Here is a 12,467-nt window from a genome sequence, read left to right on the forward strand (position 1 = left end):
GAATTTAACGATGCAAAAGCAGCAGATAAAGCAGTTCAAGGAAGGCAGCCATCAGGAGGATCGGCTGTCTTTTTGCTGCAGTGAAAATAACGGGAGCCGTTTTCCCTTAGTTAAGGGGGCGGATTGAACTCCAAAAAACCAACGGTAAGTTTTTTTAAATAAGTGGGTTGTAAAAACTAACTAAGTATTGTATTATGACTTACATAGAAACGAGCACAAGCAGCGAACACATTGCGAGGTACATATTTACGAGAAAAAAATCTTAAGTAAGAGCTTCATTCGAGAAGGGATGGATCGTCCGATGATCAAGGAAACGTTCGATGCGTTAATTATCGGCTTCGGCAAAGGCGGAAAAACGTTGGCCCCCTTTCTGGCCGAGCAGGGATTGAAAGTCGCCGTCGTGGAAAAGTCACCTCTGATGTATGGCGGAACCTGCATCAATATCGGCTGCATTCCCACAAAGGCGCTGGCTTATCAGTCGCATATCGTTTCGCAGGAGGGAGGGAACGGCCCGGAGTCCCGGCAGGCGAAGTATGCGCGCGCCCTTCAGGAGAAAGATGAGCTGGTTACCCTGCTGCGCGGCAAGAACTTCAATAACCTGAACAGCCATCCGGGGATCACGGTATTGACCGGAACGGCTTCGTTTCAATCCCCGCACGAGGTTCGGGTGGAAACGGAAGCTGGGACCATCCTCGCCGAGGCTGAGCGAATTTTCATCAATACGGGGGCAAAGCCGGTCCTTCCCGACATTCCCGGGATGGACGGAACTCACGTTTATACGAGCACCGAAATGCTGGACTTGGCGAAGCTGCCTTCCCGGTTGGCCATCATCGGCGGCGGATATATCGGCCTGGAATTCGCCTCCATCTATGCTGGCTTCGGCTCGGAGGTGACCGTTCTTGAGAACGGCGGTGTATTTATGCCGAGAGAGGACCGGGAGATTGCCGAAGAGGTCAAAAAGGTGCTGGAGGCCAAGGGCATCCGCTTCCGGCTGCAGACCAAGGTGTCCCGGATTACGGAACAAGGGGAATCCGTTCAGCTGCGATTGTCCACGCCTGACGGTGAGGACACGCTCCAAGCGGATGCCGTACTGGTCGCCACCGGCAGACAGGCGAATACGGACGGACTGAATCTCGAAGCGGCAGGCGTTGAAGTGACGGAGCGCGGTTTCGTCCGGGTTGACGAGACGCTTCAGACGAATGTGCCGCATATCTGGGCGATCGGCGACGTGAACGGAGGCCCGCAGTTTACGTACATTTCGCTCGACGATTACCGGATCCTTAAAAATCAATTGTTCGGCGACCGGACTCGAACGACCGGCGACCGGCGATTCGTTCCTTACTCCGTGTTTATCGATCCGCCGCTGGCCCAAGTCGGGTACACGGAACAGGAGGCGCTCAAACGGGGGCATACCGTGAAAACGGCGAAATTACCCGTTACGGCATCGACGAGGGCACGCCAGCTGAAGCAGACAGACGGTCTGCTCAAGGCGGTCGTCGACGCTGAGACCGACCGTCTGCTCGGGTTCACCATGTTCGGGGCGGAATCGAGTGAGGTTGTGAACATCGTGTCCGTGTTCATGCAGTCCGGACAGCCGTACTCCGTACTCCGCGATACCATTTTTACGCATCCGTCGATGGCGGAGACGATCAACGACTTGCTCGGCGCGATCCAATGAGCTCCTTAGCGGGCTCATCGCTTACATAATGACTGACACACACAGACGCTCAGCTTAACACCATAAATTACATGTATAAGGGAGAGAAGAGCCATGACGAACGTAAAAGAGACAATGAAAGCCGTAGGCCTGTATAAGTATCTACCGATTGATCATCCGGAAAGCCTGATTGACGTCGAGCTCGATAAACCGGTGCCAACAGGCAAGGATTTGCTGGTGAAAGTCCACGCCATCTCGGTGAATCCCGTCGATTATAAAGTCCGTTCGCCTAAAGACCGCGTGGAGAGCGTGCCTAGGGTACTGGGATGGGATGTCGCGGGCGTCGTCGAGCAGGTGGGTCCGGATGTGACGTTGTTTCAGCCGGGCGATGAAGTGTTCTATGCCGGCAGCATTACGCGACCTGGGGGAAACAGCGAATTTCATCTGGTGGACGAACGAATCGTGGGCACGAAGCCTTCCAAATTGGATTTTGCGCAGGCGGCGGCGCTGCCGTTAACAACCATCACGGCCTGGGAGAGCTTGTACGACCGGCTGGGTATTTCCCGGACCCCGGCCGACAACGCCGGCAAAACCATCCTGCTTATCGGGGCAGCCGGCGGGGTCGGATCGATTGCGACGCAGCTGGCCAAGTATTCCGGTCTTACCGTCATCGGCACAGCTTCCCGGCCCGAATCGGCGGATTGGGTCAAAGGGCTGGGGGCGGATTACGTTATCAACCATTTCGAAGCGTTCCTGCCGCAGCTTAAGGCGGCCGGCATCGAGCAGGTCGACTACATCCTCTGCTTGAACAGCACGGAGAAGCATTGGGTGAACATGGCGGAAGCGATCGCGCCGCAAGGCAAGATTTGCTCGATCGTCGAGACGAATGAATTGCTGAACCTAACCCTGCTCAAAAATAAAAGCGTCACATTCGTGTGGGAGACCATGTTTACCCGTTCCACGAACCAAACGCCGGACATGATCGAGCAGCACAAGCTGCTGAACGAAGTCGCGCACCTTGTGGACGAGGGCGTCATCCGGACAACCACAACCGAAACGCTGACGCCGATCAATGCGGCCAATCTTCGTAAGGCCCACGCTCTGCTGGAAACCGGCCGTACGGTGGGCAAGGTCGTACTGGAAGGATTCTAATGGAAGCTACGCGGGGACCAATTTGCTTGAGGCGGTCATTTGTGGCACTTTAGGGTTAGAAGCCAGCACCACATTTGAGGCAAAGATACACGGGGGGGTCATGGATATGCCGAAGAATATTTACAACCTGGATTGCAACATTGCGCAAACATTGAACATCGTAGGCGATCGATGGTCTTTGATGATCATACATGAAATTTTGGTCGGTAAAAAAACGTTCAACGAAATCAAGCAGGGCCTGGCGACGATCTCTGCGAATGTGTTATCCGAGCGGCTCAGACAGCTGGAGGAGGACGGATTGATTGTATCCAATCTGTACTCCGCGCATCCTCCGCGGTATGAATACGAATTGACGGAAAGCGGACGGGATATGGAGATGATCTTTCATGCTTTTATCCTGTGGGGGGAGAAGCATCTGGATAAATGCTATAAAAGCCTGAAGCATACCGCCTGCGGCCACGAAGTCGAACTCCGGCATTATTGCCCGCACTGCGAGTCGCTCGTGGATGACATAACCGTTGTCCCGGTAGAAGAAGCCAAGCAGCCGTAACGAACGGTCGCCGCAAATGTTTCTTAATCAGCCGGATCGCCTAAGGCGGTCCATTTCATCTAAAGAAGGGATGGATTACAGATGGCAAACACGACAAACACGACAAACACGTTGGAACAGGTATTGGATCAGCAGGTGGCAAACTTCAGCATCCTTTATGTTAAAATCCATAATTACCACTGGTACGTAAAAGGGGAGCAGTTCTTCACGCTGCATGCGAAGTTCGAAGAGCTGTACAACGATATTACGCAAAAAACGGACGATATCGCCGAACGCCTTCTGGCGATCAAAGGCAGACCGGCCGCCACGCTCAAAGAGTATCTCGAAATCGGCACGGTCGCCGAGGCTGGGGGAAAAGAGGATGCTCGCAGTATGGTGCGGTCGCTCATCCATGACTTCACTGCGGTCAGCAAGGAGCTGCAGGACGGCATTCGTGTGGCGGAAAGCGCCGGCGACCATCCGACGGCGGATATGCTGATCGGGATGCAGGCGGATCTCGACAAGCACGTCTGGATGCTGGAATCGTATCTTGGATAAAAAGGAAGAGCCCGGGGGCTAGTGCTCCCCGGGCTCTTTTAATAAGGCCGTCCGTTCCCCGCTGTGCGTCAGCGTCAGCTTATGCATCGCCCGGGTGCAGGCGATATAGAGCAGCGATTGGTCCATCTCGTTCCGGTAGACTTCGCTGCTCACGAAAGGAACGATGACCTCATCGAACTCCAAACCTTTTGCCAAATGGGCGGAAGTGACGATGATGCCCTCGCGGAACTCCTCGCTGTCGAAGTCCAGCAGATACAGGGTGTCAAATACGTCCCTCAGGCTTTGATAGACCTCGTCCGCCTGACCCTTTGTTTTGCAGACAATCCCCATGGAACGCGATCCGGAATTCAAAAATGCCCGGATGACGGACTGGATGCGATCCATTTCGTCCTCCTCGTCTGCGCAGGCAACAATCCGCGGCAGTTCGCCGTGCCGCTCAATGGGAACGACGCTGCGGTTGTCTTTAAGCTGCCGGGCAAAGGTCGTAATTTCATAGGTGGAGCGGTAGCTCTTTAACAGCTCTACCGTATCCGCGTTCGGGAACACCTTTTTGATCTCGGTAAGCGAAGAGGAGGAGTAGGGATTGACGGATTGGCCGGCATCGCCAAGGATCGTCTTGCGGCAGTTGAACAGCCTGGAAAGCACCGCGTATTGAATCGGTGTGTAGTCCTGCATTTCATCGACGATCAGATGCTTTACAAAATCAAACGGAGCCGTTCCTTCCCAGTACATTTTCAGGTAGACGAGGGGAAAGACATCCGAATATTCCAGCTTTTTCGGTCCTGCCATGCGCAGCAGCTCCGGTCTGCCCAGCCAGTCGTAGAAATCCTTGTACAGCGCCAGGAGGCTGGATGCCCGGAACATTTTTTTAACGGCCGCCTTGATTTTGCGAATCCGGGGTGCGGACAGCTTCTGACCATCCTCGTCCCTGAGGTTCGCCGCTGCCTGGTTTGCGGCCCGCTCGAGCCTGGACTGCACGGGCATCCGGCGGGTGCCTTCATAAATGGCCTTCAGCTCTGCGGCAGAAATCCGCAGTCCGCCGACCTGCACGTCTTCCGGCTCAAAATAATGCTGCTCTGCATAGGCAATAAACTCATCCAGCTTCCGGATGAAGCCGGCGGCTGCCTTAAACCGGATGCGTTCGATCATGGAGGGATCCTCCTGCTCCATCAACGCGGTGACCTGCTCATAGAACGTCTGGAAACCGGCGATCCCTTTGAGCTCGGCTTCCGCCAGCTCCTCGAGGCGTATTTCCATCATGTTTTCTTCGCCCAGCTCGGGCAGCACGCTCGAAATGTAATCGGAGAACACTTTGTTCGGCGAGATGATCAGCACGTTTCTCGACGTCAGCGTTTCCTTATAGCGGTACAGCAGGAAGGCAATACGGTGCAGGGCGACCGACGTTTTTCCGGAACCGGCCACGCCCTGAATGATGAGCTCATCGGAGGTTTCGTTGCGGATGATGACGTTTTGCTCCTTTTGAATCGTGGCGACGATGTTTTTCATCTTTTCGTCCGAAGTGCTGCTGAGCTCCTTTTGCAGGACGTCGTCGTCGATGTTGATCGAGCTTTCGATCATATACTCCATGCGGCCGTCCCTGATTTTGTACTGCCGCTTCACCGTCAGCTCGCCTTCAATCCGCCCCAGCGGGGCGATAAAATAGGCGGGGCCGACGCCGAAATCGTAAAACATGCTGGCGACCGGCGAGCGCCAGTCGTAAATCAGATTTGTGTGTCCGTCCGTCCCGGCAAAAGAATGAATCCCGATATAATAGGCATCGGCTTCCTTCAGGCCATCCTCGTGAAAGTCTACCCTGCCGAAATAAGGAGACTGGTACAGTTTATACAGCTTCCGCTCCTTGTCGATGGCTTTCTCACCCGAGTCGATCTGAAGCGAGATATCGACCTTGTTCGCGGCCCGCTCCGCGGGATCCAGCTGTGAAATGTTTTCCCACATATATTTTTTCGCCTCAATAACGTCGCGGTGGGAAGCGGATATTTTCCCGCGGATGTCTTCCAGCGCCCGCCCCAGCTCGTCTGTCATCGCCTCGGCATAACGCCTTTCTTCGGCTTCGCTTTGGTTCAACATCTTAGACCCTCCCTGTGAAAGAATAAGTCTAAGTATAGAAAAAATCCGCCAAAAATATAGACTTATACTTCCGGCTGTAGTATTATAACTTGCACGTGGGTCCAGAAATACCCATACGGTAACACTTTACAGTATAAAAGTTATTAACGGGATAAAATAAAGCCAGGTCCTCGAGGGGCCTGGCTTTTTGTATGTCAAAGGGCTCCAGTCCGTTGGTACTGAACCAACGAACAGGGGCTTTTTCTTTGGGGTGTTCAAGCGCAGGCTGCCCCGTATCGTCATACTACTTGGATTCAGATTCCGGTGCGAGCTCCGCGTACTGCCGCTGCATGGCCGCCAGCCGGCTGTTGACCCACTCCCGGGCTTCGGGAGGCTCCACAATCACCGCTTCCGGTCCCAACATCCAGACCATATCGGCAAAGAACGCCACGTCCTTCCGGGGAATGGATATGTCGATCCTGCCGCCGCCATCGGCCTCGCACTCAATATAAGGCTGGAGCCTGCCGTTCCCCTCCAGCATTCGGACGCCTTCCGGAGTCAATCGGACGATAAAGCCGGTCTTCGGCGCCTTCTCCAGCTCTTCCTCATTCCAATTAAACACCGTCTTCTCATCAACCACATCGAGGCAGCAGATTTCTTCATTCAGCACAGCCGAGCGGATGCGGTCCGCCCGGAACAGGCGATACGCTTTGCGGGTAAAGCAGTAGGCGGGGCAGTACCAGTACCCTTGGTCCGAGTAGAGGCCGATCGGCTGAATGACTCTTTCGTCTGCGGATGCGCCGGATTGGTAGACAATGGTCACGGCACTGCGAATCATGACCGCCTGCAGCAGCACCTCCAGACATTCGGCCGGCATGCTGCGCCGGGGGCTCCAAATCGCCATTTTACCGGTTAAGCGGCTGATTCTCTCTTTCAGATCCGGCGGGAGATAGTGATAGAACTTGTCGAGGGCGGAAGCGGCTGCTTTGCCGAACGGGACCGAGCCGAAGTAAGCCAGCGATTGGGAGGCGAAGAACAAAGCGGTCGCTTCGCTTTCGGTAAAAGCGATCGCGGGCAGCAGCCGCTCGTTTAACAGCCGGAAACCGCCGCCCCGTCCTTGAACGGAGTAGACGGGGATGCCCAGTTCGCCAAGCTCGATGAGGTCCCTGGATATGGTCCGCTGGGACACCCCCATCTCATCCGCAAGCTCGCGGAGGGTAAAGCTTTTCTTGGCATTGACGAGCATGATGAGCCGGATCAACCGCTGGGATTTATACATCGGCGTCCCGTCCTTTCTTTTTTTCTCAAGTGTACCACATAAACAAGACAGTACCTGTCGTGTTTAAACGATATGATGAGTTCATAAGATTTGGAAAGGCATAATCAGCCCAATAGAGGAGGATGCTGTATGGAACCAATGGAAAAAAAGGGAAACGAGCGCAGTTTGCAAGCATTTCATGCTTTTCGCCGGGCGATTGAGGAAGGGGATACGGGGGCGTTTGAAGCGCTGGTGACCGCTGATTTTGGTTTTATCGTCCCGATCCCTTTTGAGGAATGGCAGGGAGAGCAGAGGGGAACCGGGCGGTTTCGGAAGTTGATCGAGCTGGAACGGGCGAGCATGAGCGCCAGGTTAACGCCGGTCACCTGCGTGGAGCAAGGGGATACCGGCATCGTCATTTTTCAAGCGGAGGGAATCTTTAACGGGATGCCCTACGCGAATGAGCTGGCGATCGTGTTCCGTTTCGAGCAGGAACGGATCCGCTCCTTCCGGGAGTATGTGGGCGTCACATCCCACCTGCTGGCGATTGCGAAAGCGTAAGGGCATGGTAAGAGGCAAGGCCGGGAGAAGAACGCGAAAGTTGTTCCTGGTCTTGCCTATTTGATGCGCTGCTGCTTGCGGCGCCATATTATTCAGCTGTCCGGCGTGACGGACTGGACTTCATCAAACTGCCGATCGATCAGCACTTGGCAGGCATTCAGAAAATAGTCGGCATGATAGTAACCCTTATCCATGTAGGCGCTCATCATGGCGCCGTCTTTCAGCAGCTGAAGCTGGTAAGTGAGCTGGACCGGATCGCGGGCCCCGGCCTGGCGCGCAATATCTTCTACATCTTTCCAGAGGGCGGACCGGAATGACAAGGCTGCCTGGTGTCCGGGATGGTCCTCATCCGGAAACTCGACGATGGCGTTCATAAAAGGACAGCCGCGAAACCGGGAGCTCTGCATCCGTTCGACCAATTCCTCCAAAAGGGCATAGAGCTGTTTTTTGGGCGAATCGGGGAACTGACGCTTTACTTCTTCAAGGGTCTCCATTCTGATCTTGGAGCGCAGCTCCAAATAGGCCACGACCAGATGGTCCTTGGTCGGGAAGTTGCGGTAAAAGCTGGCCTTGGCGACCCCTGATTCTTCAATGATCCGGTCGATCCCCACGGCACGCACGCCTTCACTATAAAATAAATCGGACGCCACCTTCAGTATCCGTTCTTTGGCGGATTCCTTCTTCGTCATTCTAATCACCTATTCCTAAATAAAGGTAAATTCGCTGTTGACATGAGACAGATCTGTCTGTATCATACGGTTATCAAACGAGACAGATCTGTCTCATTTATTTTAATGGCTGATTCCGGCTGCTGTCAAATGCTCGGGATCGCCAGAGGAGGATGAAGCAAGCGATGAACCAACCGTTCAATTCTATTCCCGCGCCACTTGCGCAGGCGGCAGCTGAGCCGCGCCAGAGGCCGCGTTTAATGCTGGCGGTGATGCTGCTGTCCGTGTTTATGGCCGTAGCGAACATTTTTATCATCAATGTGGCGACCCCTTCGATTCAGCGGGGGCTTCACGCCGATTTCTACGGCGTACAGTTCGTCGTTTCGGCCTACACCTTGTCCTATGCCGTGGCCTTGATTATCGGCGGGCGGCTGGGCGACCGGTACGGACGGCGGAAGATGCTCCTGATCGGCGTAGCCGGCTTTACTTTAACATCCTTGTTATTCGGCATTTCGGGCAGTGTCGGTGTGCTTACGGCCATCCGCGTGCTTCAGGGCTTTAGTGCGGCATTGATATCCCCGCAGGTGCTGTCCCTCATTCAGGCGCAGTACCCGCCGGAGAAGAGGGGAATGATCTTCGGGCTGTATGGCGCCGCCCAGGGATTGGCCGCTTCGACCGGCCAGCTCATCGGCGGTTTGCTGCTCGGCTGGAATCCGTGGCATCTCGACTGGCGGCTGGTCTTTTTCTTCAGCGTCCCGGTCGGATTGATCATCCTGGCCATGGCTCCGTTTGTTCCGGAATCGAAGGATGCGGACCGCTCGCGGATGGACTGGTTCGGTGCAGCCATAGCGGCGGCAGGCCTGCTGCTCCTCGTGTATCCGCTGGTTCAAGGGCAGAAGGAAGGGTGGCCGGCGCTGCTCGTCATCAGCCTGATTCTGTCCGTCCCTGTCCTCGCCGTCTTCGTATGGATGCAGCGCAGGCTGCTTGCCAAAGGGCGCCGGCCGTTTATGAACGTCAGGCTGTTCGGCCAGAAAGCATTCAGCCTGGGCCTGGCCGTGATCTTCCTTATGATGACCGCCCAAGCCGCCTTTTTTCTGATCACGGCCTATTTGCTGCAGATGGGGCATGGATTCAGCGCCCTGAAATCAGGCTTAATCATTCTGCCTATGGGCATCGGATATTTCCTGGCTTCGCTGCTGTCACCGAAGCTGGCGGGCAAAATCGGAGCCCACGTCCTTACCGTCGGTTCGGTGATGACCTCCGTCGGCTATTTCGCCGTCGCCCTGACGATTTGGGCCACCGGGTGGTCGCCGAACGTATGGTTCTGGCTGCCGGCTCTCGTACTGCTGGGCATAGGCCAAGGCTTTATCGCCGCGCCGCTGACCAATGTGGTGCTGTCCAAAGTAGAGAAGCAGGATATCGGATCGGGCTCCGGCATTTTGACGACGGGAATGCAGCTTGCCTCCGCCATCGGCATCGGCCTCATCGGAATTGTTTGGATGAGCTCTTTAAGCCACTATGCCCATCAGGCGGAGGCGCGGACCGAGCTTGAACTGCGGCAGCATCTGACATCCTACGCCCTGTCGGAGGAGCAGGGGCAGACGGCGCTGGCCAGGCTGCGGGATTGTTTCCCGGCAGCGGCCGGTCAGGCACAGGCAGCTCCCGGCGCATGCAAGGTTACGGCTTCCGCTGCCGGGGGTGCTGACAGGCTGGTGGCGGACGGCGTATTGCAGTCGAATGCGCGCAGCTACACGAGCGCCTTTATCCTCAGTATGACGGTGCTCGGTTTCTACACCATGCTGATCATCCCAATGACGGTCGCTCTCGCCGGAAGAAAGCGGAAGAGCTAAAGGAGAGCTGAAGGAGCAGCGGCTGAACCGGTAAGGGATTTGAAGATCGTCTGAGGCACACCGATCATCGGATGAACGTGCCCGTGAATCCGGCAGGCTTGACCTCGTAAACGGCCATTCGGCTCTTTGTCCCGGCGCAATAAAAAACCCGGCCGATTCATCAGGAGAATCGGCCGGGTTTTGGCGCATTTAAGCACGTTGCGTATACGTTGAATTTACTTAGGCTGTACCGTATCGGCGTCCGACGTCACGATGATCGCTTCGGCACTCGTGATGCCGGGAATCGATTTGGTCATGATCGGAGAATGATAGGCGATAATTTTGGTGCCCGGGCGAAGCTCGGTATCGCCGCCCATTGTCGGGATGACCGGCGTATCTTTCGAGATGTTCAGAAGGACATCGTTGTCGGTGGAATCATCGGAACCGACGTTCACATAGACCTGATCGGCCGAAGCACGGTCCGATGCTTTAACGGTGCCTTCGATTTTGACCGTTTCCGCCTTCTTCACCACGATTTTGCCGGCATGCGTTTGGGCCGGATAAATCATCGTCATGATATCGCTGTAGTAGGCGTCCACGCGGATATCCGCCTTCAGGGCATCCTTGGTCAGCGCCTTGCCGTCTTCGTCGACGATTTGGGTTTTGTCATCCACGGAGAGGATGACGTAGTTGACGCCGCCATTGTCATGAGCCTTGCCGACGACCGTCACTTTGCCGTCCGCCGTATTGGTCACGATGCCGTCCGTACCGGCTTTGAGTTCCTGATCCGTATTTCCGGTTTCGCCGCTTCCGGCGTCTTCGGTGTTCACGATCACATAATTTGTTCCGGCTTGCGGCGGCAGGCTCATGGCCACGGCAGGGCCATAGAAAGCTCGGATGCTCGTACCCTCTTTAATGTCGCCGCTGGTCAGCACCTTGCCATCCTGGCTGAGGATGGTGGCCTTATCCGCGAGATGCAGAAGGATCGTCTCCCCATTAGAGGTGTAAATATCGGTTCCTTTGACCAGGATGCCGTTCTCTCTTACTTCGGATACGGTACCGTCAATGGCGGTAAAGCTCTGGTCCTGAACGACAAGCGTCAGCGCCGTGCCGCGGGCCGGGAGGCTTTTCGTAATATTCGGTCCGTAGAACGCCTTCACGACTTTTTTCTCATCGATTACGGTTTTCAGGGGAACGGTTTTCCCGCGGGCATCAATGATCTTGGTCTCCGGCGTGATGGCCAGGATGATCTGGCTTTGATCGCTTGGAGCCAGTCCCCGACCCGTTACTGTAACGAACTTGCCGGTCTTGTCGTTCACGAAGTTCGTGATTTGTCCCCAGGTGGCAGGAACCACTTTGGCCTCATGTTGAACCTGGCCTTGTCCGCTTTGAGCGGATGCAGGCGGCACTTCCTGGGCGCTGGCCGCAACCGGAACGGCTGCCAGCGCGGCAATCGACGCGGTTGCCAATACTTTGTAGATTTTGTTCATCTGTCATTTTCCTCCTCTATATGGCTTTCTTGCGAGTGCGGATCGGAATATTTCACCGTGCATGCAATTGGTAAATGATGCTTGTTCCTTCATAGTTCCTGACGAGGGAAATGTGCCAAATGTTGCATGCTGAAATCACTATATAGATCTTGGACGAGGCTGGGCACCTAAAAAATGCCGGTTGAATTTGAAATGAAGAAGAAATGGGCAACCTGTAGGAAGGCAACGTTATCGCGATTACAGGAGGAATTAGAACAATGAAGGAGCTTTATACGGCAAGCGTCACAGCAACTGGAGGCCGGGATGGCAGGCTGGAGTCGAGCGACGGCATGCTGAACCTTAATGTGATCCATCCGAAGGAATTGGGTGGACCGGGAGGAGCAACCAATCCAGAGCAGCTGTTTGCGGGTGGATACGCAGCATGCTTTGAAAGCGCGCTGAATGTCGTGTGCCGGGAAAGGAGAATAAAGGTGGACAGCACGGAAGTGACGGCGCATGTGACTCTCGGTAAAGATGAAACAGACCATTATAAGCTTGCAGTCAAGCTCGACATTACCTTGGCAGGTATAGAAAGGGAAACGGCTCGGGAGCTGATTGAAGCGGCGCATGACGTCTGTCCGTACTCGAGGGCAACTCATGGCAATATTGACGTCCAATTAAACTTGATATAAAACAACCACATGTTCAAACCGCCTAGA

Annotated in this window: 11 protein-coding genes; 7 read left to right on the plus strand and 4 right to left on the minus strand. The window is 55.0% G+C overall.

From position 1 onward, the window contains the following. The first annotated feature begins 301 nt into the window (after window positions 1–301). The 4 genes from FHS19_RS23335 (at window position 302) to FHS19_RS23350 (ending at window position 3,896) form a co-directional block, all read left to right on the plus strand. Window positions 302–1,678, plus strand: coding sequence for an FAD-dependent oxidoreductase (locus tag FHS19_RS23335; protein ID WP_183584205.1), 1,377 nt, complete (start codon window positions 302–304; stop codon window positions 1,676–1,678). Between the two features lie 93 nt (window positions 1,679–1,771). Continuing rightward, the gene (locus FHS19_RS23340) at window positions 1,772–2,809 is read left to right on the plus strand and encodes a zinc-binding alcohol dehydrogenase family protein (RefSeq protein ID WP_183584206.1); all 1,038 of its coding nucleotides are present in this window, start codon (window positions 1,772–1,774) and stop codon (window positions 2,807–2,809) included. Window positions 2,810–2,915: 106 nt separating this feature from the next. Then, entirely contained in the window at window positions 2,916–3,359 is a 444-nt protein-coding gene (locus FHS19_RS23345; protein ID WP_183584207.1) for a winged helix-turn-helix transcriptional regulator, read from the plus strand. Window positions 3,360–3,440: 81 nt separating this feature from the next. Continuing rightward, window positions 3,441–3,896, plus strand: coding sequence for a Dps family protein (locus FHS19_RS23350; protein ID WP_183584208.1), 456 nt, complete (start codon window positions 3,441–3,443; stop codon window positions 3,894–3,896). Window positions 3,897–3,914: 18 nt separating this feature from the next. Here the strand turns inward: FHS19_RS23350 and FHS19_RS23355 are convergent, their stop codons facing one another. After that, window positions 3,915–5,984, minus strand: coding sequence for a HelD family protein (locus FHS19_RS23355; RefSeq protein ID WP_183584209.1), 2,070 nt, complete (start codon window positions 5,982–5,984; stop codon window positions 3,915–3,917). A 283-nt stretch (window positions 5,985–6,267) separates the two neighbouring features. Continuing rightward, window positions 6,268–7,242 carry a helix-turn-helix transcriptional regulator gene (locus FHS19_RS23360; RefSeq protein WP_183584210.1) on the minus strand — a complete coding sequence of 325 codons (975 nt, stop codon included), beginning with the start codon at window positions 7,240–7,242 and terminating at the stop codon, window positions 6,268–6,270. A 129-nt stretch (window positions 7,243–7,371) separates the two neighbouring features. On the opposite strand from FHS19_RS23360, the gene FHS19_RS23365 reads away from it, so the two are divergent. Continuing rightward, window positions 7,372–7,782: a nuclear transport factor 2 family protein gene (locus FHS19_RS23365; protein WP_183584211.1), complete on the plus strand. Its 411-nt coding sequence runs from the start codon at window positions 7,372–7,374 to the stop codon at window positions 7,780–7,782. 92 nt (window positions 7,783–7,874) lie between these two features. On the opposite strand, the gene FHS19_RS23370 is transcribed toward FHS19_RS23365, so the two are convergent. Further along, window positions 7,875–8,471, minus strand: a complete 597-nt coding sequence (locus tag FHS19_RS23370; protein ID WP_183584212.1) for a TetR/AcrR family transcriptional regulator — start codon at window positions 8,469–8,471, stop codon at window positions 7,875–7,877. Between the two features lie 164 nt (window positions 8,472–8,635). On the opposite strand from FHS19_RS23370, the gene FHS19_RS23375 reads away from it, so the two are divergent. Next, the gene (locus tag FHS19_RS23375; protein ID WP_183584213.1) at window positions 8,636–10,300 is read left to right on the plus strand and encodes an MFS transporter; all 1,665 of its coding nucleotides are present in this window, start codon (window positions 8,636–8,638) and stop codon (window positions 10,298–10,300) included. 215 nt (window positions 10,301–10,515) lie between these two features. Here FHS19_RS23375 and FHS19_RS23380 read toward each other — a convergent pair whose 3' ends face one another. Further along, entirely contained in the window at window positions 10,516–11,769 is a 1,254-nt protein-coding gene (locus FHS19_RS23380; protein WP_183584214.1) for a peptidase, read from the minus strand. A gap of 257 nt (window positions 11,770–12,026) precedes the next feature. Between FHS19_RS23380 and FHS19_RS23385 the strand changes: the two genes are divergently transcribed. Next, a complete protein-coding gene (locus FHS19_RS23385) occupies window positions 12,027–12,440 on the plus strand; it encodes an organic hydroperoxide resistance protein (protein WP_183584215.1) in 414 nt (137 codons plus the stop codon). Window positions 12,441–12,467 lie beyond the last annotated feature (27 nt).

The organism is Paenibacillus rhizosphaerae (assembly GCF_014192015.1).
GTDB lineage: Bacteria > Bacillota > Bacilli > Paenibacillales > Paenibacillaceae > Paenibacillus_AQ > Paenibacillus_AQ rhizosphaerae.